Genomic DNA, 22,403 nt, shown 5'->3' on the forward strand with positions numbered 1-22,403 from the left:
GCGCTGCTGGGGGGTGTGCTTGCCACCCCCCCCCCGGGGGGCCCCGGGGGGGGGGGGGGGCCCCGCCCCCCCCCCCCCCCGGCTCGGGTCTCCAGGGTGGTGACAGACCATCAGAGTCGAATCAATGTCTGATTGACGTGCAGGTCAGCGCCCTGGCGGCCGCTCGGCCCCGCCCCCGGTCAGTCGTGCTCGGGGCCGGCCAGGTTCTTGCTCAGCCACTCCAGGGTCATCGGGATCATCTTCTTGAAGTCCGTGGTGAGGTGCTTGCCGCCGGGCTGCTCGTAGTACTCGACCGTGGCCGGGGCCGCGACCTTGCCGACCCACTTCTGCACGACCTTGAGCTCGAACGCGTTGGCGCCGCCCGCGGTGGCCAGCATCCGGACGTCGGCGGTGCCCTTGGTGGCCAGCACGTCGGGGCTGTTGGCGAGGCGCTCGGCCTCGTGGCCCTTCCAGAGTGGGGAGTCCGGGTTGAAGTAGCCGTCGATCGGCACCGCGGCCTTGAACACGTCCGGGTGCTGGAGCGCCAGCTTGGCACTGCAGAACGCGCCGGTGGAGGCGCCCATCAGGCCCCAGCCGTCCCGGCCCTTGACGGTGCGGAAGTTGGCCCGGACGAAGTCGGGGATGTCCTGCGACATCCAGGTGCCGATCTTCGGCTGCCCCGGAATGTCACTGCACTCCAGTGCCTTGGCCTCGTTGGGGTCCAGGTTCTGCACCGGCATCACCATGATGAACGGGTGCGCCTTGCCCTGCTTGACCAGGTCGACGTCGGCCTCCTGGATCGGCAGCTGGGCGTCGGTCCAGGTGTTGTAGCCCGCGCTCTGGCCGCCCGCGTACAGGGTGATCACCGGGAAGCCGGTCTTGGCGAACTTCGGGTCGTGGTACTCCGGCGGCAGCCAGACCCAGACCTTGCCGGTGACGCCGGACTTCGGGCCGGCCACCGTGCTCACCGTTATCGGACCGACCGGGGTGTCCCGGATCTTCTTCAGCTCGGCCGCCGGACCGGTGGGCATCAGCACCTTGCTCGGCTTGGGCGGCGGGGTGCTCTTCTCCGCGGACGCCGAGGCACCGCTGCCGGCCGCCTGCCGGTCCGAGCCGGCCGGGCCGGGCTCGCTGCCACAGGCCGCCAGGCCCAGGGCGAGGGCGAGCAGGCTCACGGCGGACAGGGTGGTACGGCTGGCGTGCTTGAGCGGCAAGGTCTCTCTCCGACCGATCTCACGTCCCGGCGAACCGGCCGGAACGGTGGCCCCGAGGTGAGGCCGGGGCCGCGGCACCTCGGATGCCGCCCCCTGGTCGGCGCCGGCGGCCCGCAGGGCCGAGTGCGCCGTCCGGAATCCTACGACGCACGCGCACGGAACGGCGGTTGCGATCTTCGGACTCCGGCCTGACATCCCGTCGTCCGGCGGGGGCGGACCCCCGCCGGACGGCGGGTCGGACGTCAGCCGGCGGGGCCGATGATCACCTCGTCCAGCGTGAACGAGCCGGTTCCGGCCACCTGGGCGCGGACCTTGGCGGCCGGCCCGGCCGAGGGGCCGCTCGCGGCGCCGGTGACCACTGTCACACCGTCGAACCGGACGTCGTACGTCCCGGCGGCCGGATGCAGCACCAGCTCCAGCAGCTGCCACTCGCCCGCCCGGTAGGCCGGCCCGTCCTCCAGCCAGCCGCCCGTCCCGGTGGTCCAGGCCACCCGGCCGCTCGCGGCCAGTGAGACCTGCGCCACCGGGGTGCCGGCCTGGTCCAGCAGGTGCAGCCCGAACGGCGCTCCGCCGCTCTGCCCGGCCCTGACCCGGGCCGAGACCCGCAGGTCGCCCGAGGCGGTGAACGCCGTCACCGTGCTCGCCCCCGGGTCCAGCCGGACCGAGCGGCCGAGGTCGCCCGCCGGGTCGGCCACGGTGGTGACCGGGCCGGTCGAGACCCAGCCGGCCGGCGCCGCACCGAGGGCGTCGGTGTCGAAGCGGCTGATCGACACCGGCGTCCCGACCCCGGCCCCCTGGTACGCCCCGATGTTCGGCGCCGCCGCGGCGGGCACCGGGTTGCCGAAGAAGTCCCGGCCGCCGTTGTCCGCGATCACCGCCCCGGCCCCCAGCAGCGGGTACCCGGTGAGCAGTTCGACCCCCTTCGGGTCACGCACCTGCGGTGCGGCCAGCCCCGGTGCGGCGGTCACCGTGTTGGTCGCCCCGGCGTAGGCGGCGACGTTGCGGAAGGCGTTGTGGTCGACGGTGAAGGCCGGGTCGCTGAGCGTCCAGGAGACCGTGCCGGCGCCCTCCTTGCGCACCACGTTGTTGCGGAACGAGACGTCCAGCGCGGCGCTGGTGCTCTCGGTGACCAGCGCGGTGGAGATCCCGGCGCCGACCTCGATCGTGTTGTTGTAGATCTTCCCGCCCGTCAACGGGCCGGAGCAGACCTGGAATCCGCGCGCCTTGTCGTTGATCGAGACGTTGTAGCGGATGGTGAAGTCGACGGTCGGCTTGTCGTACGGGCAGAGCAGGAAGAAGCCGCCCTCGTTGTCGTGCGACAGGTTGTACTGGAACACCGTGCCGCTGGTGGAGTGGTCCACGTCGTAGGCCATCCCGTCGGAGGTGGTCCGCCCGCCCGAGGTCTCGTTGAACTGGAACACCGAGCCGTCGCTGTTCGCCGTCCACATCCCCGCGTTCGGGCTGCCGGAGCGGACGTTGAACCCGGCCAGCCGGTTGCGCTCGACCAGCGCTCCGGTGTTGCCCTTCACCACGATGCCGTCGCCGCCCACGTCGGTGAGGCGGTTGCCGCGGATCTCCAGGCCGGTGGAGGCCAGCCAGTTGCCGGAGCAGAGGCTGTTCCAGAACGTGGCCAGCGCCGGGCGGCGGCACCAGTTGGACCAGGTGTAGATGCCCTGCCGGTCCACCGAGCGGATCTCGTTGTCGAGGATCCTGGTGCCGGCGAACGCGGTCGGCGTGACGCTGCCGCCCGCCTCGACCACGATCGCGCCGGTGGCGTCGGCGTACTTGCCGTTCCCGTGGAAGAACGGCGTGACGGTGGACGGCATCAGGCCGCGCACGTCGTGGATGGACAGCCGCTGCAGGGTCACCCCGGGGACGGTGCCCGCGTCGGTGGCCAGCACGTAGACCCCCCGGCGGCGCTGGGTGTTGTCCCCCGGCGCGGTCAACTCCAGGTCCTGGACGGTGACATGGGGGAAGTTGCGGAGCAGGACGGCGTTCGCGGCACCGTGGGCGTCGATCACCGGACGGGCGGTGCCCGCCCCGTACGCGCCGATCAGCACCGGGGCGGCGGCCGATCCGGCGCCGACCGGGGCGAGTTCACCGGTGCAGGTGCTGCCGCGCCGCAGCAGTACCTGGTCGCCGGGAGCCAGGGTGAGCGCGTTGACGGCGGCCAGGCTGTTCAGCGGGGCGGCCGGGGAGCCGTCACCGGCGGCGGTGGCGGCGCAGTCCACGTAGCGGACGGCGGGTGCGGCCTGGGCGGCCGTCGGGGTCACGGAGAGGCCGCTGAGCACGACAGCGGCCAGGACGAGCGTGCGCAGAGCACGCATGGGGAGCCTCCTCGATCAGGGGGGTGGCTGGGAGTGGACGACGGACGGGACGGTGCCGATCGGACATCGGGCAGCGCACCAGGACATGGCTCTCCTCGGAAGTGGGTTGCAGAGAAAGGAAGTTCAGTGACAGAGCGGGCCGCGCCAGAGCGCGCGGACCGCGAAGTGGCCCAGGTCGGGCTCGATCCCGAGACCGGGCCCGGCGGGCAGCAGCAGCCGCCCGTCCTCGATCCGCTCGCCCGCCAGCTCGGCCCGCCAGGGCACCTCACCGAAGGCGTACTCCAGCGGCGCGGCGGGCAGGGCGGCCGCCAGGTGGGCGCTGTGCAGGGTGGCCACCGGACCGGCCGGGTTGTGCAGCGAGACCCTGGCCGCACCGGCGCCCTTCGCCAGTGCGAGCACCGCCTCGGGGCCGCCGGCGTGCTTGACGTCCGGCAGCACGAAGTCGAGCAGCCCGTCGTCGAGCTGTCCGGCGTCGTACGCGAACTCGCCGCCCGCCAGCGGCAGTTCGGTACGGGCCCGGAGCTCGGCCAGCTCGGCCGGGCGCTCCACCCCGACCCCGTCCTCCAGCCAGCCGATCTCCAGCTCGGCGAACTCGTCCAGCAGCGGCAGCAGTTCGGACAGTGCGAGCCGCTCGTGGCAGTCCACCAGCACCCCGATCCCGGCACCGACCGCCGCCCGGACGGCCCGCACCCGGGCCAGCCCGACCGCCGCCAACGGGCCGTCGCCCGGGGCGTCGAAGGGCGCCAGCTTGACGGTGCGGAAGCCCGCCCGCACCGCCTCCACCGCACCGGCGGCCACCTCGGCCGGGCTCCGGCCGCCGGGCATCCGGTTCAGGTTGGCGTACAGCTCGACCGGTTCGTCGGCCCCGCCCCACCAGGCCCGGAGCGGTACCCCGGCCCGGCGGGCCGCCTGGTCCGCCCTGGCCTGGGCCACCGCGCCGCGCACCGTACGGGCGGTGAAGGCGTCCCCGGCCGCGCCCTCGAGTGCCTTGACCACCAGGGCCGCCGAGCCCGCGTCGGAGCACTCGCCCCACCCGGTGGCGCCGTCGGGATCGGTGAGCCGGAGCAGCAGCCACTCCGTCCGCGCGCTCACCGCGCAGCGGAACAGCTCGACCCCGGTCACCGGAGGACCGACCCTGGGAACCCCGGTCTCACAGCATCCCCAGCGCGGTGAACGGCTCGGTGATGACCCGCTCCAGCACCGGCACCGCCGAGGAGCGGACCAGCGTCCGGGCGCCGAACACCGCCGGGACGATGTCGTCGGCGACGGCCAGGCCCCGGTGGCTGCGGCGGCCGACCTCGGTGCGCAGCTCGTCCAGGTACTCGTCGGCGACCAGGATGCCGCCCGCGAGCACCACCCGGCTGGGGTTGATCAGGTCCACGATGGTGCCGACCGCCCGGCCGACCCGGCGGGCCCGGATCCGCAGCAGCTCCTGCGCCTGCTCGTCGCCGGTGCCCGAACCGGCGGGCCGGGCCAGTGCGACCAGCCGCTCCAGTGCGAGCGCGTCGCCGTCCGCCGGGTCGTCCGGGATCACCCCGAGCTGCCGGGCCCGGGTGACCAGTGCGGTGTCGGAGGCGGTGGCGTTCAGGCAGCCCGCACCGCAGACCGGGCAGCGCACCTCGGGGTCGTCGGTGGCGAGCAGGTGCTCGATCGCACCGGCCGCCGCGCCGGGGCCCCGGTGCACGGTGCGGTCGACCACGATCGCGGCGCCCAGCACGTTGCCGATGAAGACCAGCACGAAGTCGTCGACCTCGCGGCCCGCGCCGAACCACAGCTCGGCCCGGGCGATGGCGCGGACGGTCTGCTCCAGCACCAGCGGCCCGGGCAGGCTCCCGGCCAGCTGGTCCAGCAGGCTGACGTCCCGCCAGCCGAGCGGACCGTGCTCGACCACCCTGCCCTTGGCGCCGTCCACCCAGCCGCCGATGCTGACGCCGGTGCCGACCAGGCGGCGGCCGTCCAGCTTCTCGGCCAGGAAGGCCCGGACGCCCCGGCCGGCCTGCTCGATCACCCGGGCCGGGGAGAGGTCGGGCAGCTCATGGTGCGGGAGCTCGCGCTCGGCGATCACGCTGCCGTCCAGGCCGACCAGGCCGAAGGTGGTGCGGAGCAGTCCGATGTGCAGGCCGAGGGCGACGATCCGGTCCCCGTCCACCCGCAGCGGCACCCGGGGGCGGCCCTGGGTGGGCTCCATCGGGGCCAGCTCGTTGAGCAGGTCGGCCTCCAGCAGGGCGGACGCCAGCTTGGTGACGCTCGGCGCGGACAGCCCCGTGTGCCGGGCGATCTCGGCGCGCGAGACCGGGCCGTGCGCGAGCACGGCGCGCAGCACCGCGGAGGCGTTGCCCTGCCGCATCAGCTCGGCCCGCTGTCCTGCTGTGACCAGGCCCTGGGGCTGGCCGTTCCGGTTCTCCACGATGACTGCCTCCTCTCGGACACTCTAGCGACCGCAGTGACTTAATTTCAGAAACTAAGTCACTCGGAGGGCCGTGCGCAAGCCCCTTCCGGCACTTCCCATCAGCCAGGGAGCCGTCGGCCCCGTCTTCGCTGGACGCTCCGACAGGTGACGGCCCGGCCGTCCGTGCGCGATCATCGCGGGGAGCCCGTCCCAGCGAGGAGTACAGATGTCGCAGCAGGTCGCCGTCGTCACCGGAGCAGGCAGCGGCGTGGGCCGCGCCGTCGCACTGGAGCTGGCCGCCCACGGCTGGCGGCTGGTGCTGGCCGGGCGCCGGGCCGAGCCGCTCGACGCGGTGACCGCCGAGGCCGGCCGGGACGCGCTCGCCGTGCCCACCGACGTCACCGACCCGGACGCCGTGGACGCGCTGTTCGCCGCCACTGCCGAGCACTTCGGACGGATCGACCTGCTCTTCAACAACGCGGGCAGCTTCGGGTCCCCGACCCCGCTGGAGGACCTCAGCGTCGCCGACTGGCGCGCGGTGGTGGACCTCAACCTGACCGGCGCCTTCCTCTGCGCCCAGGGCGCCTTCCGCCTGATGAAGCGTCAGGACCCGCAGGGCGGCCGGATCGTCAACAACGGCTCGATCTCCGCCCACACCCCGCGCCCCGGCAGCATCGCGTACACCGCCACCAAGCACGCCGTCACCGGCCTGACCAAGTCGCTCTCGCTGGACGGCCGTCCGTACCGGATCGCCTGCGGCCAGATCGACATCGGCAACGCCGCCACCGACATGACCGCCGCCATGTCCACCGGGGTCCGCCAGGCCGACGGCCGGATCGCCCCCGAGCCCACCATGGACGTCGCCGACGTGGCCCGCACCGTCCGCCACATGGCCGAACTCCCGCTGGAGGCCAACGTCCAGTTCGCCACCGTGCTGGCGACCACCATGCCCTACATCGGCCGCGGCTGACCGCTCCGGGGCGGAGCTACTCGTCGTGGGAGTGGCGGTAGCGCCGGAACGGGCCGTCGTGCTCCAGCCGGTAGACGCTGGTGGTGGGCCAGTACTCACCCGCCTCGGCCGCGGGCAGTTCGGTCCGCAGCAGCATCCGCAGCGACGGGGGCGGGGCGACGGACCGGACCCGCTTGCGGTGGCCGTCCCAGCGGCCGCCGTAGAGCTGGAGGTCGAGGACGGCGGAGGTGTTGCTCACGCCCCGATGCTGCCGGAGCGCACGCCCCCGGGGTGCGTGCCACGGCGGCACGCCACTCGATCGGGGGGTTTCGTCCGCACAGCCGTGACCAGCCGCCCCCTCCCCCGTGCGCTGGGGGCGGGAGCGGCCGGCCGGTCTTGACGGCGGGTCAGCTGCGCCAGGTGTCGTTCAGCGCGACCAGGCCGCTCGCCGGGACGGTGGCGGTGCGGTTGGCCCCGCTCTCCCAGGTCACCGCGCCGGCAGCGTCCTTGCGGACGTACTTGTACTCGAACGCGGTCCCGGCGGCCAGCGTGAGGTCGAGCTTCCAGACGGGGTAGGCCGCCGAGGAGAGCAGCAGCGCGCTGCCGGTGTTCCAGTTGCCCAGGGCCGCGTTGTTGCCGACCAGGTAGATGTTCTGGCCGGTCACCGTGGTGGCGTTGACCGCGAAGGCCGCGCCGGTCACCCCGGCCGTGGGGCTGGGGCTGGGGCTTGCCGTGGGGCTGGCCGTGGCACCGGCGCACGGGTCCCCGCTGCCGATCACCCCGTCCTTGACCGTGACGTTGCCGCTGCCCAGCGCGTAGTTGGCGCTGCCGTTGTTGTCCCAGGTGCCGGACCCGTTGTTGAAGGTGGCCGCGAGTCCGGTGGCGGCGCCGAGGGCGACCGTCTTCTTCACCCAGCCGGCGCAGGCGGCGTCCATGGTGACGCCGGGTGCGGTGGTCCAGCTGCCGCCGGTCGGGGCGTAGTGCAGGTAGTAGGCGGACCAGTTCTTGCTGGTGCTGTAGAAGACCGTGGCCGCACCGGTCCCGGTCGGGGTCGGGGTCGGCGACGGGCTCACCACGGTGCCGCCCTTGGCGTTGACGTGCAGCGCGAGCGAGTCGCCCGCGCCGACGGTGGCGGTGAACCTCCCGTCCGAGCCGACCGTGTAGGTGGTGCCGGAGCAGCTGCCGCCCGCGAAGTCGCCGTGCTGGACGTCGCAGTAGACGCCGGCCGGCAGCGAGGTCTGGAAGGTCTGGGTGACCGCCCCGCTCTCCCGGTTGATCGCCACGTAGCCCTTGTCGCCCCGGCCGAAGCCGATCGCGTTGTTGCCGTTGGACCACCAGTTGGTGATGCCGGTGCCGCTGACCGCGTTGCGGAAGCCGACCATGTTGGCGACCGGGCGCCAGGCGTGGGTGCAGTTCCAGCCGTCGGCGTAGCAGGAGTTGACGGTGCCGCCGTTCGGCGGGCCGGCGTCGTTGCTGTCGAAGGCGTAGCCGGAGTAGACGTTCGGCGAGCCGTACGGGTGGGCCAGCAGGAAGACGTTGGCCAGGGTGTAGGCGGAGCCGTTCTTGTAGCTCAGGGTCGAGCCGTTGCGCTCGGTGTCCCAGTTGTCGACGAAGGTGCGGGCCTGCGTGCTGCCCAGCAGGCCGCTGCCCCAGCTGCCCAGGTCGGAGATCTTCCCGCCGTTGAAGGCGCTCTTCAGCCAGGTCGCGGAGCGGAACTCGTCCACGTCGCCGACCCCGGTGTACTCCGAGGGCTGGATCGGCTCGCCGCCGCCGTAGATCACCTCGCTCACCCAGTAGGCGTTCGGGTTGCTCATCTTCGCCTTGATGCCGGCCATGTCGGTGGCGGCCATGTGCTTGGCGGCGTCGATCCGGAAGCCGTCCGCACCGAGCGAGAGCAGGTCGCTCAGGTAGTTGGCGATGGTCTGCTGGACGTACCCGGACCCGGTGTTGAGGTCGGAGAGGTTGACCAGCTCGCAGTTCTGCACGTTGGAGCGGTCGCCGTAGTTGCTGATCGCCGTGCGGCAGGAGTGGAAGTCCTGGTCCCCGTAGTAGCCGGGGTAGTTGTACTTGGTGTAGTTGGTGCCGCCGGTCCCGGTGCCGGAGCCGGCCGACATGTGGTTGACCACCGAGTCGGCGATCACCTTGACGCCCGCGGCGTGGCAGGTGGCGGTCATGTTCTGGAACGCGGCCCGGTCGCCGAGCCGTCCGGCGATCCTGTAGCTGACGGGCTGGTAGGAGGTCCACCACTGGCCGCCCTGGATGTGCTCCTGGGGTGGGGAGACCTCGACGAAGCCGTAGCCCTTCGGGCCGAGCGTGTCGGTGCAGGCCTTGGCGACGGAGTCGAAGCGCCACTCGAACAGCGTGGCGGTGACGTCCTTGGTGCCGGGCGGGGTGGCCTGGGCGGTGGGGGCGAGCGAGAGCCCGGTGCCGATCGAGAGCGCGAGGGCGGCCGAGGCGGCGGCTGCGCCGACCGCGCGACGACGGGGGGAGGTGGTGACCACAGTGTCTCCAGGGGGCTGGGTGGGCAGCCTGGGATCACCCGCGGGTGGCGCGGGTGGGCACGGCAGGAAGGGGCGGACCGGAGGGCCGTGGGGGGCCGTCCCGGTCCGGGACGCGTCGGTGATGCACCGTCGGCGTGTTCAAGATCTCTTGCTGCAAGACCGTTGAAACTTTCTGGAAACTTGCAACGCGCTGAACCTACGGCCGCCCCCGGGGCGCGTCAAGACTCCCGTCGGCAACAGATGGGTCACTCGATCAGGTCACGGCCGAAACCGCGCGCCGCGATTGACGCGGGGCCGCCGTCCCGCTTCGATGATCACGGTCCGCATCCGGACCATTACCCAACTGCCTTCGGGAGCAAGCCCCATGAGGATTCGTCGTACCCTGGCCGCGCTCGGCATGACGGCCACCCTGCTCACCGGCACGGTGCTGGCCGCCGGCCCCACCGCCACCGCCGCCACCCGGGCCGGCTCCGCCGAGTGCTCGACCGCCGACTTCCACGGCGACCGCCGCCTCGGCCCCGAGCAGCTCCCCACCACCGGCCCGGTCGGCCGCCAGCTCTGGGGCTACCAGCGCACCGGCGGCCTGACCGAGCAGCAGTTCCTCGACCGCTACTACGACTCCGCCGCCGGCTCCTGGCGCTACCCGCCCGCCGACGGCTACGTCACCACCCCCGACGGCACCCCGCTGGAGATCCAGCAGACCCTCGGCACCGGCCAGCGGATCGACCGCTACGGCAGCGAGTACGGCTCCTACCTCGCCCCCGAGGGTCTCCCGTACGCGACCCGGGCGATCCCGCCGCAGAGCCTGGACAGCGAGCCCGCCGCGCCCTGCAACTACCACGCGTACCGGGTGACCCGCCCGTTCACCGTCGACGCGGGCCCGATCGCCCCGTGGTTCGGCCAGCCCGGCTACGGCTGGCAGTACCAGCTGGACGCCCGCCACGTCCCCGGCGCCCCGGCCCGGCTCAACGTGCTCTGGCTGATCGACAACGGGTACCTGGCCCGGATCTGACCAATCCTCCGTGATACCTATCCGTCTGTCGGAGCGTCAGGGTCTGTGACGTCAGCAGGATCCACCGGGTGGGGCGGGGCATGGAGTTCGAGGAGTTCGCCGGCACTAGAAGCAGGCGGTTGTTCCATGTGGCCTATCTGATGTGCGGGGACTGGCACCAGGCGCAGGACCTGGTGCAGAACACGCTCGCGAAGATGTTCACCGTCTGGGGGCGGCTGCGGCGCGGCCGGGACGAGCCGGGGCTGGACGCGTACGCGCGGAAGGTCCTGCTGCGGATGTACCTCTCGCAGCAGCGGCTGCGCCGCTCCGGCGAGGTCGTCTCGGCCGAGCTGCCGGAGCCGTCGGCGCACAGCGGCGGCCAGTCCGACCTGCGGCTGACGCTGGTCGCCGCGCTGGCCCAACTGCCGCCGCGCAACCGGATGGTGGTGGTGCTGCGCTATCTGGAGGACCAGAGCGTCGAGGACGTGGCCGAGCTGCTCGAGGTCTCCCCCGGTGCGGTGAAGAGCCTCACCACCCGGTCGTTGGCCAAGCTCCGCGAGGTGCTGGGCAACGACCGGGAGCTCATGCTCTGCCCGTGACACACCCACCGACGACCACCAGCAGGGACAGGGACATGGAGCACGACCAGGAGTTCGCCGGGCTGTTCGACGCGGTCCGGGAGCTCGAACCACCGGTGGCGCTGATGGTCGCCGAGAGCCAACGGCTCGGCCGGCGGCGCCGGCGGAACCGGCGGCTGGGGATCGCCGCCTCGGCGCTCACCGTGGCGGCGCTGGCCCTGGCCGGGACGGCCGTCCCGTGGCCGCAGGGGTCCGACCGGCCGGTCACCGCCGCGCAGCAGACCCCGGCGCCGGTCGAGGGCGAGCAGCTCCGACCCGTCCCCACCGCGGACACCCTGCTCGAACTGCTCAGCAGCGAACTGCGGCCGACCGACCTCAAGTTGGGTTCCTCCGAACGGAGTTGGTCGGAGAACTACTCCCCGGCCGGGTTCGTCGAGGCCGGGGGCGACTTCGTCGACCGCTCCGGTCTCCTCGTCGCCGTCCGGGTCCGGGTCGGGCCGAAGGCGGACGGCCCCGGTACGGACTGCCCGACCGGACCGCCCGCCCGGGCCGCCGACAGCCCACCGCGCCCCGCCGGCGCCCCGCCGGCCGGCTGCCGCACCACGGTGCTCGCGGACGGCAGCCTGGTGCGGAGCACGGTCACCGCCACCAACGCCTACGGCCTGTACAGCTTCGACGTGAGCGTGCGCCATCCCGACGGCTCGGCGGTCCTGATCACCGTGGCCAGTGGCACGGTGAGCCCGGACGGCGCGGTCACCAGCGCCCGGGCGGTGCCACCGGTGCCGCTCCCCGTCCTGGAGGCCATGGCCTCCAGCCGGGTCTGGCAGCCCGCCGACCCGCTCGACCCCCCGTCGGCCCCGACCCCGGCACCGCAGTCGACCAAGAGCGGGAGCTGAGCCCCCGTCAGACCGCGTCCGGGCCGCGCTCGCCGGTCCGGACCCGGACGATGCTGTCCACCGGGACCACCCAGACCTTGCCGTCGCCGATCTTGCCGGTCCGGGCCGCGTCGACGATGGCGTCCACCACCACGTCGGCCTCCTCGTCCTCGACCACGACCTCGATCCGCACCTTGGGCACCAGGTCGATCCGGTACTCGGCGCCCCGGTAGACCTCGGTGTGGCCGTGCTGACGGCCGTAGCCGCTCGCCTCGGTGACGGTCAGTCCGTGCACACCGCGGGCCTGGAGCGCGTTCTTGACCTCGTCCAGCTTGAACGGCTTGACGACGGCGGTGATCAGCTTCATGCGACGGGGGCCTTCACAGCAGTGGGGGCGTGGGACGCGGCGCTGCCGTGGCCCAGGACGCCGTGATCGTACGCGGTCTCGGCGTGCACGGCGAGGTCCAGGCCGGTCTGTTCGTCCTCGGCCGAGGCGCGGAAGCCCATCACCCGGTCGATCACCTTGCCGATCCCGTACGTCGCCGCGAAGGCGTAGGCGCCGACCGCGACCACGGCCACCAGCTGCTTGCCGAGCTGGCCGAAACCGCCGTGCAGCAGACCGGTGGCGCCGCCCGTCATCACCGCGGAGGCGAAGACGCCGATCAGCACGGTGCCGATCACCCCGGCGACCAGGTGCACCCCGACCACGTCCAACGAGTCGTCATAGCCGAAGCGGAACTTCCAGCTGACCGCGTAGCAGCAGACCACGCCCGCGGCCAGGCCGATCGCCAGCGCGCCGAGCAGGTCGACGCTGCCGCAGGAGGGGGTGATGGCGACCAGTCCGGCCACCGCGCCGGAGGCGGCGCCGAGGGTGGTGGCGTGGCCGTCCCGCTTCTTCTCCACCAGCAGCCAGCCCAACAGGCCGGTGCAGCCCGCCGCCTGGGTGTTCAGCAGCACGGCGGCGGCGGTGCCGTTGGCGCCCAGCGCGGAGCCCGCGTTGAAGCCGAACCAGCCGAACCAGAGCAGACCCGCGCCGAGCAGCACCAGCGGCAGGTTGTGCGGCCGCATGGCCTCCTTCCTGAACCCGAGCCGGGGGCCCAGCAGCAGGGCCAGGGCCAGGCCGCTGGCCCCGCAGTTGATCTCGACCACTAGGCCGCCGGCGAAGTCCAGCGCGCCCAGCTTCGACAGGATCCAGCCGTCGGGCGAGAACACCCAGTGCGCGACCGGGACGTAGACCAGCAGGGTCCAGACCGCCGTGAAGGCCACCCAGGCGCCGAACCTGGCCCGGTCCGCCACCGCACCGCTGATCAGCGCGGCGGTGATGATCGCGAAGGTCAGCTGGAAGGTGGCGAACAGCAGGGTGGGCACCTTGCCGGTCAGCGAGGCGGGGGTGATCCCGGCCATCCCGAGGTGGTCCAGCCCCCCGATCAGCCCGAGGCCGCCGAGGTCGGGGCCGAAGGCGAGCGAGTAACCGGCCAGCAGCCAGACCACGGTGACCACGGCGATCGAGACGAAGCTCATCATGATCATGTTGAGCGCGCTCTTGGTGCGGACCATGCCGCCGTAGAACAGCGCGAGGCCGGGAGTCATCAGCAGGACCAGCGCGGTACTGGCCAGCAGCCAGGCGGTGTCACCGGTGTCGAGACCGGCGGTGGTGTCAGCGAGGAGCATGTGGAGCCTTCCCGAACCGCGCACCGTGGGTGGGGTGTGTGCGCTGGTGGGAGGGAGTCTGGACGGAACGGATTACCGGATGCGGACATGCGTGTTTCGGCCGCGTTTCGTGTTGCGCGGCCGTTTCGGACTGCTCACACGGCCGGACCCCGGCCCCGGACGTGGCCGGACCCCGGCTGCTCGCGGCAGCCGGGGTCCGGAGTTCACTTACTGACGCGGGGTCAGCTGGTGGTGATCGAGGTGTCGTCGATCAGGAAGCTGGTGGCGAGGGACGCGTCCTCGACACCGTTGAACTTCAGGGTGACGCTCTGGCCGGCGTAGGCCGAGAGGTCGAAGGTGCGCAGGGTGTAGGTGGCCGTCTTGTCGACGTTGGAGTACGTCTTCAGGGCGGTGCCGTTCGCCGTCACGGTGAGCTTGTCGTAGGCGGTGGTGCCGGTCTCGGCGGTGTCGATCCGCAGGTAGAACCCGAGGGTCGCCTTGCAGCCGGCCGGGATGGAGACGGTCTGGGTGATGCTGTCGGTGTGGGCGGAGCCGTAACCGTTCAGCCAGGCCTTGTACGAGCCCGTGCGGGCCGGCTTGGTGGTGCCGCTGTCGATCACACCGGAGGTCTGGGTCCACGTCGTGGCACCGGACTCGAAGCCCGCGTTGCCGAGCAGCTGCGCCGGGGTGCAGGTGCTGGTGACGTCGTTGACGGTCCAGGTGAAGCTGGCCGTGCCGGTCTTCGAGGCGCTGTCCGTCGCGGTGACGGTCACGTTCGAGGTGCCCAGCGTGGTCGGGGTGCCGGTGATCAGGCCCGCGGAGCTGATGGACAGACCGGCCGGCAGGCCGGAGGCGGTGAAGGTGCGCGGGGCGGTGCCGCCGGTGGCCTGGATCTGCAGGCTCACCGCGGTGTTCACCTTGGTGGTCTGGTTGCCCGGGTTGGTGACGGTCACGGTGCCCGGGTTGGTGGGCACGGTGCCGACGCTGACGCCGGCCCAGGCGGTGCCGACCGCGAGCAGCTCGGCCGAGCCCGCGCCGTACAGGTCGGTCGCGGCCTTCTCGGTCGCGGTGCGGGCCGCGGCGTAGTTGGTGCTGGAGGTCATGTAGACCGTCAGCGCGCGGTACCAGATCGCCGCCGCCTTGTCCCGGCCGATGCCGGTCACGGCGATGTTGTTGGTGGTCGGGCTGTTGTAGCTGACGCCGTTGATGACCTTCGCGCCGCTGCCCTCGGACAGCAGGTAGAAGAAGTGGTTGGCCGGGCCCGAGGAGTAGTGGACGTCCACGTTGCCGATGCCCGAGTACCAGGCGTCCTTGGACGAGCCGTCCTTGGAGGGCTTGTCCATGTAACGGAGCGGCGTGCCGTCCCCGTTGATGTTGATCTCCTCGCCGATGAGGTAGTCCGGCACGTCGGCGGGGAGGTTGGCGTAGAACTCGACCATGGTGCCGAAGATGTCGGAGGTGGCCTCGTTCAGGCCGCCGGACTCACCGGAGTAGGTCAGGTTGGCGGTGTTGGAGGTGACACCGTGGGTCATCTCGTGGCCGGCCACGTCCAGGGCGGTCAGCGGGGCGTTGTTGCCCGAGCCGTCGCCGTAGGTCATGCAGAAGCAGCTGTCGTCCCAGAAGGCGTTGACGTAGTTGCTGCCGTAGTGGACCCGGCTGAAGGCACCGACACCGTCGTTGCGGATGCCGCTGCGGTTGAAGGTGTTCTTGTAGAAGTCCCACGTCGCGCCCGCGCCGTAGTGCGCGTCGACGGCGGCCGACTCCTTGTTGCTGGCCACGCCGTTGCCCCAGGCGTCGGTGGCCTTGGTGAACAGGGTGCCGTTGCCGGAGGTCCCGTTGTTCAGGTTCGTGGTGTACTGCCCGCCGCGGGCGGTGTCCTTCATCTGGTACGTCGAGCCCGACAGCGAGGTGCCGATGGTGACGTTGCCGACGAAGACGCCCTGGCCGGTGCCCTTCTGGATACCCTCGAACTTCTGCAGCACGGCGCCGGACTGAGCGTCCGTCACGATGTGGGTGCGGGCCGGGGTGCCGTCCGCCTCGACGCCGGAGACCACGGTCTCCCAGGCCAGCGTCGGCGCGTTGCCGGCGGCCCAGACGACCAGTCGGGGCGCGGTGTCCAGGCTGCTGCCCTGCGCGGCGGCGAGCGCGGCGGCCTGGGCCTTCGGCGCGGCCTGGGCCGGGGTGGTGGAGACGCCCGCCAGCGAGGCGGTGGAGGCCTGGTCCAGGCCCTTGGTGACGCCGCCCGCGGTCTGGTGGACGACCATGTCGCCGCCGAGCACCGGCAGTCCGCCGTAGGTGCGCTCGTAGCGCAGGTGGCGGGAGCCGTCGGCGTCGACCACGACGTCCTTGGCGATCAGCTTCTCCTGGCCGGACAGGCCGAGCGCCTGGGCCAGGCCCGCGCCCTTCTGGCCTGCGTCGGACAGCAGTTGGGCCTTGCCGGCGGCAGCCTGGCTGACCGGCGCGGGAGCCTGGGGGGCCGCCTGGGCCATGGTCGGCAGGGCGGTCACCACCAGTGCGGTGGTGGCCGCGAGTGCGGCCATCGTCACCCGGGCTTGGGTGTAGCGGGACATGCGGACTCCTTTTCCGACCGGTCGCGGGGTGCACGGCCGGTGGAGAGAACCTGGCCGCGGGGTTGCGGCACAGCGGGGGCCCTGGGCCACTGGTGCGCGACCCAGGTCGGTGCGTACAAAGGAGTGGTGCTTGAGGTAGCGCCTTGCCTGCGCTGGAACTGCTGCAGCGGGGGGATTGGGGCCCGGCTCGTCTGCAGCCGGGGGAATCGTGGCAGCAAACGAGTGATGAATGACAGATGCATGCCACGGTTTGGCCGATAACCGACCCAGGCACTCGAACCCCGGCGGAGTGTCGGATCATGGACCCGGTAAGCCCCTGGTGGCGATGGTTGTCATGTTGCCGACCGCGCTTCGCATCCGCCCCATCGGTGCTGAACAGTGCGCCAGGCCGCACCCGCCCAAACGGTCGGTCGGTTCCGGCACCCCCTCCCGACCGGCCCCCGGAAACAGCGCCGCCCGGGGCTCCGGTGTCACCACCGAAAGCCGCCGGGCGACTGTTTCGAGCCAACTAGCTCTGTACGAACACCGCCACCGTACGGGCGGGAACGGTGAAGGTTCCGTCGGCAGGGTCGAATGCCGAGCCCTTCACCACCGCGTCGGTGCCCTGTGCCTGCACCTGGTGCAGCGCCTGCCGGGTGCCCTTCAGGCCGGCCACCGTCTGCCGCTGGGCGGTCGGGGTGGCGTTGAAGACCACCGTGATGCCCTTCTCCGCACCCCGCAGCCCGGCGCCGTCCAGGTGCATGGTGATCACTCCGGGCGCCTCGGCCGCCGTGCCCGAGAGCGGGAAGGACAGCCGCCGCTGCACCTCGGCCGCGCTGCTCAGGGCGAACAGCGGCGAGGACTGCTTGATCCGCAGGAACTGCCGGTACTGCGCGCCGGTGGCCCGGATCTCGTTGCAGCCCACGGTCAGCCGGGGGTCGGCCAGCAGGGACTTGGCGGTCGGCCACATCTCCTTGTTGTCGGCCGCCATCGGCAGGCCCCGGCCCCAGCCGTTGCCCTTGCTGCAGTCCCACTGGATCGAGTTGAACCAGTCACCCGAGTCGAAGGAGTTGGCGTCCAGCGACTTGGAGCGGAGCAGGTCGCTGCCGGCCTGGACGAAGCCGGGGCCCTGGCTCAGCGCGGTCAGCGACAGCCCGAGCGCCTGCATCCGGGCCCGGTCGGCCGGGGCGGTGGCGGTTGGCAGCTTGTAGGCCAGCGCGTCGAACAGGTCGGCGTTGTCGTGCGCGTCGACGTACTCGACCGCCTCCCCGGGGTTGGCCGCGTACCCGGTCGGGGCGCCGTTGTAGTCGACTCCCGCGCCGGTGACGGCAGTTCCGCTGCTGTCCCGGAAGCCGAAGCCGGCCAGGTTGCCGGTCAGCCCGACCTTGATCTGGTCCATCTGGTGCAGCAGCCGGGCCTTCTGCTCGGCCGGAGTCCCGTTCGCCGCGGACCCGTTGGGGTCGGTGTACAGGCCGGACGCGAAGCCCTGCTGGGGCGCCGAGCCCAGCATGAAGTTGCCGCCCCTGGCAGCGTCCCGCACCCGGTCGTTGAAGGTGGCGATGCCGGTGCCTGCCAGCTCCAGCTGACTGGCTTGAACGAAGCGGGAGTTGTTCGCCACCACGCCGAAGTTCCAGCCCTCGCCGTACAGGAAGACGTCCTTGCCCTCGACGCCGTCCCGCTCCCGGGTGAGCCCGCGCAGCGCCGACTGGACGTCCAGCACGGTCTGCTTCGGGTCCAGGCCCATCAGGTCGAACCGGAAGCCGTCGACCCGGTACTCCTTCGCCCAGGTGACCACCGAGTCGACCACCAGCTTGTTCATCATGGCGTGCTCCGGCGCGGTGTCCGCGCAGCAGCTGTCGGTGGTCACCGCCCCGGCGTCGCTGAGCCGTTGGTAGTAGCCGGGCACCACCTGGTCGAGCACGGAGTGCTCGGCCTGGCCGGCCGCCGCGGTGTGGTTGTAGACCACGTCCAGCACCACCCGCAGGCCCGCCTCGTGCATCGCCTGCACCATCTCGCGGAACTGCACGGTCCGGGCCGTCCCGGTCGCGTCGGTGGCGTAGGAACCCTCCGGGACGGTGTAGTGCAGCGGGTCGTAGCCCCAGTTGTAGGCGTCGTCGGCCTGGACCGCCGCCACGCACTCCTGCTGCTTCTCGCTGTCCGCCGCAAGGGAGTCGAGGTCGCAGGCGGGCAGTTTCTGCTCGGCCCGGTTCTCCCGGATGGTGGCGATGTCGAAGGTCGGCAGCAGGTGGATGGTGGTGACACCGGCCTGGGCCAGTTCCCGCAGGTGCTGCATACCGGCCGACTTCGACTCGGTGAAGGCCTTGTAGGTGCCTCGCTCGGCGGCGGGCACGGTGCTGTCGGCCGAGGAGAAGTCCCGGACGTGCAGTTCCTGGATCTGCTGCTGGGTGGGCGGCACCGCCTTCGGCGAGCGGTGCCCGTCCCAGCCGCGCGGCTTGTTGTCGCGGTCGGCCAGATCGGTCACCAGGCTGCGCTTCGAGTCGGCCGACAGCGCCACCGAGTACGGGTCGGTGACCAGGTTGACGACGTTCTGCCGGACGCTCGGCGCCCAGACCTTGACCTGGTAGAGGTAGTACTTGCCGTCCAGTTCGTCCGCGTCCCGGGTCAGCGACCAGACCCCGGTCGCCTCGTCCCGGCGCAGCGGCACCGTCCTGGGCGTGCCGCCGGTGGCCCGGTCGAAGAGCTGCACCGAGACCTCGGTGGCGGTCGGCGCCCAGAGCGACAGGGTCACCTCGCGGTCGTCGCCCCACCAGCTCCGGCCGCCCGACTTCCGGTAGACCGGGCCGAGTTGGGCCTTGGCGGCGTTCGCGGCGTACAGGTCGTCCAGCACGCCGGGGATCTGCACGCCGGTCGCGGCCAGCGCGGCGCCGCTCGGCAGGTGCTCGGTGAAGACCAGCTGGCTGCGCAGTGCCCTGGTGATCCGTCCGGTGTCCCGGGCGTCCACGGTGAAGGCGCGGTAGCCCGCCAGGTGCGGGTACTTCGCCTTCTGAGCGGCCGTCAGAGTACCCGGGTTGAGCCGGATCCACTGGCCGGGCTTGTTCAGCACGCCCTGGTCGACCTTGAGGCCGCCCTCGGGGTCGTAGACCAGCTGGGCGCTGGTGCCGCCGGCCAGTGCGGCGTCGCCCGCACCGTAGTTGGCCGGAACCAGCACGGTCCTCGCGTCGATCCACTGGGCCCGGGCCGAGGAGAGGTCGAGCTGCGCGGAGCTGCCGGCCGACTGCGGGAGCAGGTGGCCCTCCTGGCCGCCGATGATCCAGACCTCCCGGCCGCTGGTGGCGAAGTCCAGCGACTGGTCGTTGGGCAGGTCCTTGTCGTTGCCGTTGTGCAGGATGTAGCTGAGGCTGGTGGCTCCGACCGCCAGCGGCACCTCGAACACCGCGCCGTAGGAGTCCTTGCGGGCGGGCAGCAGCGGGTTGCCCCAGTCGGTGGGGGCGGCCGCGCCGGTCCAGTCGTGCAGGCCCCAGCCGTCGTACTTGCCGTCGGCCCGGTAGTAGTGGATCACCGCCGTATTGGCGGGCACCGGGACGGCCGGGTCGGGGTTCTTGGTGTAGACGTTCGGGTCGCCCTCCTTGACCCAGACCTCGCCGGTGGCGCCCAGGTCGATGTGCCGGTCGGCCTCGCCGTCCTTCGTTCCGCCCTTCTCCACCACGAAGCCGACGTCGGCCGCGCCGCTCTTCAGCTTCACGTAGGCGAAGGCCCCGTAGGCGTCCCGCCCGGTGAAGCCGTGCCCGTCCGGCCAGGGGGTCGACTCGCCGTCGGCCAGGTCGCCCCAGGCGTACATGTTCCAGCCGTCGTAGTCGGCGCTCTTCCGCTGGTAGTGCACCACCGCGTACGGACGCGAGGTGGCGCTCGGCACCGGCTTCGGCGCGGGGGTGCCGGTGGTGAAACTCCCGTTGGTGGAACGGAGGTTGCCGCTGGAGTCCTGGACCACCGCCTTGTAGCGGACCACCGTGCCGGGGGCGACCCCGGTCAGGTCCTGGGCGACCTTGTACGTTCCGTTGTCGGCCGAACCGAGCTGCTGCCAGGGGCCGTTGCCGACCTGCGCGGCGAACGAGACCCGGTTGAAGCCGCCGCCCGGCACCTCGGCGCCGACCGTGACGGTGCCGGTCGAGCCGTTCTCGGGTGCACGGAGCGTGAGTTGGGGCGCGGCGGCCGACCTGGCGAGCTTGCCGGCCGCCTGGTGCACCACCGAGGAGTACGCCGGGACGGTCACCGTGACCTTGCGGTCGGCACCGCTGGTGGCCTTGGCGCCGGCGGTCGGGTAGAGCTGCCTGAAGTCCATGCCGGCCGAGAAGGTGTCCAGCGTGACGGTCTTCGGCTCGGCCGAGTTGTTGACCGCGACCAGGTACTCGACCTGCTGCTGGGCGTCGATCCGGGAGAACGCGTACACCCCCGCGCCGTCGGCGGCGTACCGCTCGATCTGCGCGCCGTCGGCCAGTGCCGGGTGCGCCTTCCGCAGCCCGGCCAGGGTGGATATGCCCTGGTACAGCGGACCGTTCTGCCCGTACCGGTCGGCCGAGCCCTTGCTGCCGCCGATCACGGTGTCGGTGTTGTAGGAGTCGGTCTTCGAGGCGAACACGTCCTGCCGGGCGTCCTTGTCGCCGCCCGCCCCGGTGAAGCCCTGCTCGTCGCCGTAGTAGACCACCGGCTGACCCCGGGTCAGGAACATCAGCTCGTTGGCGAAGCGGTCCTTCTGCAGCAGCAGCTCGGGCGAGGCCCCCGGGTTGTCGCTCTGCAGGAAGCTGCCGAACCGGCCCATGTCGTGGTTGCCGAGGAAGGTCGGCAGCTCGTACGCGTTGGTGTCGGCCGTGGTGTAGCGGAAGTCCTGCGCGTACAGCTCGGCCAGGCCCTTGGCCGAACCGCCCTGCGAGACGTACTTGCGGGCGCCCTCCTGGAACGCGAAGTCCAGGGTGGCCTGCAGCTTGCCCTTGGTCACGTACGGCGCGGTGACCGAGGGGTCGCCGGAGTAGACCTCGCCGAACATGAAGAAGTCCTTGTTGCCCCGCTCGGCCGCGTACTGCTTGAGGGCGGGGGCCCACTGGGACCAGAAGGCCAGGTTGACGTGCTTGACGGTGTCGATCCGGAAGCCGTCGACCCCGCTCTCCTTCACCCAGGTCTGGTAGATCTGCTTCATGCCCTCGACCACCCGCGGGTTCTGGGTGTCCAGGTCGTCCAGGCCGGAGAAGTCGCCCTCGGTCGCGGACTCGCCGACGAAGGTCGAGTTGCCCCGGTTGTGGTAGAGCGCGGGGTCGTTCAGCCAGGACGGGGTCTTGGCCTTCTTGTCCGCCTCGCTGCGGAAGGACGGCGTGTAGGGGAACGAGTTCGCGCCGATCTTCGGCCACTGGGCGGCCGCGTCGGCGACAGCGGTCTCGTCCACCGGGTTCCCGTCGGCGTCCAGGGTCGGGTAGGCGCCGGCCGAGCGGTAGTCGTACTTACCCTCGGCGAAGTCGACCACATCCGCCGTGTGGTTGGTGATGACGTCGAAGAAGACCTTGATGCCCTTCCGGTGCGCCTTCGCGATCAGCTCCTTGAGCTGGGCGTTGGTGCCGAAGTGCGGGTCGACCTGGGTGAAGTCGGTGATCCAGTAGCCGTGGTACCCGGCCGAGGCGTCCGCGCCGGTGCCCTGCACCGGGCGGTTCTTGAACAGCGGGGCCATCCAGATCGCGGTGGTGCCCAGGCCCTGGACGTAGTCCAGCTTGTCGATCAGGCCCTGCAGATCGCCCCCGTGGTAGAAGCCCTTGTCGGCCGGGTCGAGGCCGTTCTCCAGCCGGGAGCCGGTGATGCCGCCGGTGTCGTTCTTCGGGTCACCGTTGGCGAAGCGGTCCGGCAGCACGAAGTAGAACTGCTCCCGGGTCAGGTCGTGCCGGTCCGCCGCCTTGGCCATCGCCCGGTCCGAGGGCGGCGCGGCCTGGGCGGCCAGCGCGAGCGGTGCGGTCCCCAGCCCGGTCGCCAGCAGCGAGGCCGCGATCAGTACGGCCGTCCGGCCGGGACGTCGGTAGGGCGTCGTGCTCCGGGTCGTGCTCCGGGTCGTGCTCCGTGCGCGGCGGGGCTGGACTTCGGCCACTGCGGGCTCCCTTGAGGCGGCTCGTCGTCGTTGGGTGGCTGGACGCTAGCGGCTGCAAAATGTTTCAGCAAGATGCTGAAAACATTGCGAGCCCGGTCTTGACCGAACCGTTGCCTGCCGACGGCCGGGCCGACGCCCCGACCGGGGGCCGCGTCGACCGGGCGGCCCCGAACGAGTCACAATGGACCCCATGTCAGCTCCCGGTACCCCTCCCCGTACCCCCGAAGGGGGACAGGTGGTGAAGAATCCCCTACCGCAGGATGAGCAGACGGCCACGGCTCGTCTGGCAGACTTCTCGCCCATGGGGGAATCGACCGAG

At 71.8% G+C, this 22,403-nt stretch carries 14 protein-coding genes; 4 read left to right on the top strand and 10 right to left on the bottom strand.

Annotated elements, in window-relative coordinates:
- Positions 1–179: 179 nt before the first annotated feature.
- The 4 genes from ABT118_RS32095 to ABT118_RS32110 form a co-directional block, all read right to left on the bottom strand.
- Positions 180–1,193 carry an alpha/beta hydrolase gene (locus tag ABT118_RS32095; RefSeq protein ID WP_350677995.1) on the bottom strand — a complete coding sequence of 338 codons (1,014 nt, stop codon included), beginning with the start codon at positions 1,191–1,193 and terminating at the stop codon, positions 180–182.
- A gap of 242 nt (positions 1,194–1,435) precedes the next feature.
- Entirely contained in the window at positions 1,436–3,520 is a 2,085-nt protein-coding gene (locus tag ABT118_RS32100; protein WP_350677998.1) for a right-handed parallel beta-helix repeat-containing protein, read from the bottom strand.
- Between the two features lie 123 nt (positions 3,521–3,643).
- Complete coding sequence (locus tag ABT118_RS32105; protein WP_350678005.1) at positions 3,644–4,642, bottom strand: enolase C-terminal domain-like protein; 999 nt, start codon at positions 4,640–4,642, stop codon at positions 3,644–3,646.
- Between the two features lie 28 nt (positions 4,643–4,670).
- Complete coding sequence (locus ABT118_RS32110) at positions 4,671–5,927, bottom strand: ROK family transcriptional regulator (protein WP_350678010.1); 1,257 nt, start codon at positions 5,925–5,927, stop codon at positions 4,671–4,673.
- 208 nt (positions 5,928–6,135) lie between these two features.
- Here ABT118_RS32110 and ABT118_RS32115 point away from each other — a divergent pair, with 208 nt between their 5' ends.
- Entirely contained in the window at positions 6,136–6,879 is a 744-nt protein-coding gene (locus ABT118_RS32115) for an SDR family oxidoreductase (protein ID WP_350678013.1), read from the top strand.
- Between the two features lie 16 nt (positions 6,880–6,895).
- Here the strand turns inward: ABT118_RS32115 and ABT118_RS32120 are convergent, their stop codons facing one another.
- Together ABT118_RS32120 and ABT118_RS32125 are read right to left on the bottom strand one after the other, a co-directional pair.
- Positions 6,896–7,117 (bottom strand): hypothetical protein, encoded by a 222-nt coding sequence (locus ABT118_RS32120; RefSeq protein WP_350678019.1) that lies wholly within the window; start codon positions 7,115–7,117, stop codon positions 6,896–6,898.
- Between the two features lie 148 nt (positions 7,118–7,265).
- Complete coding sequence (locus ABT118_RS32125; protein ID WP_350678024.1) at positions 7,266–9,359, bottom strand: carbohydrate binding domain-containing protein; 2,094 nt, start codon at positions 9,357–9,359, stop codon at positions 7,266–7,268.
- 364 nt (positions 9,360–9,723) lie between these two features.
- Here ABT118_RS32125 and ABT118_RS32130 point away from each other — a divergent pair, with 364 nt between their 5' ends.
- The 3 genes from ABT118_RS32130 to ABT118_RS32140 all read left to right on the top strand — a co-directional run bounded on the left by ABT118_RS32130 (position 9,724) and on the right by ABT118_RS32140 (position 11,824).
- Positions 9,724–10,371, top strand: coding sequence for a TNT domain-containing protein (locus tag ABT118_RS32130; RefSeq protein WP_350678029.1), 648 nt, complete (start codon positions 9,724–9,726; stop codon positions 10,369–10,371).
- Positions 10,372–10,451: 80 nt separating this feature from the next.
- The gene (locus ABT118_RS32135) at positions 10,452–10,949 is read left to right on the top strand and encodes a SigE family RNA polymerase sigma factor (RefSeq protein ID WP_350678033.1); all 498 of its coding nucleotides are present in this window, start codon (positions 10,452–10,454) and stop codon (positions 10,947–10,949) included.
- 35 nt (positions 10,950–10,984) lie between these two features.
- Entirely contained in the window at positions 10,985–11,824 is an 840-nt protein-coding gene (locus ABT118_RS32140) for a hypothetical protein (RefSeq protein WP_350678037.1), read from the top strand.
- 7 nt (positions 11,825–11,831) lie between these two features.
- Here ABT118_RS32140 and ABT118_RS32145 read toward each other — a convergent pair whose 3' ends face one another.
- The 4 genes from ABT118_RS32145 to pulA form a co-directional block, all read right to left on the bottom strand.
- Positions 11,832–12,170, bottom strand: coding sequence for a P-II family nitrogen regulator (locus tag ABT118_RS32145; RefSeq protein ID WP_350678041.1), 339 nt, complete (start codon positions 12,168–12,170; stop codon positions 11,832–11,834).
- Positions 12,167–13,474 carry an ammonium transporter gene (locus tag ABT118_RS32150; protein WP_350678044.1) on the bottom strand — a complete coding sequence of 436 codons (1,308 nt, stop codon included), beginning with the start codon at positions 13,472–13,474 and terminating at the stop codon, positions 12,167–12,169. Before ABT118_RS32150 ends, ABT118_RS32145 begins: the two co-directional genes overlap by 4 nt.
- A gap of 221 nt (positions 13,475–13,695) precedes the next feature.
- On the bottom strand, positions 13,696–16,023 hold the full coding sequence (locus ABT118_RS32155; RefSeq protein ID WP_350678048.1) for a M4 family metallopeptidase: 2,328 nt from the start codon (positions 16,021–16,023) through the stop codon (positions 13,696–13,698).
- A 508-nt stretch (positions 16,024–16,531) separates the two neighbouring features.
- Complete coding sequence (gene pulA / locus ABT118_RS32160; protein WP_502884756.1) at positions 16,532–22,084, bottom strand: pullulanase-type alpha-1,6-glucosidase; 5,553 nt, start codon at positions 22,082–22,084, stop codon at positions 16,532–16,534.
- Positions 22,085–22,403: the final 319 nt, after the last annotated feature.

Source organism: Kitasatospora sp. NPDC002040, from assembly GCF_040296785.1.
In the GTDB taxonomy this organism is placed as follows: domain Bacteria; phylum Actinomycetota; class Actinomycetes; order Streptomycetales; family Streptomycetaceae; genus Kitasatospora.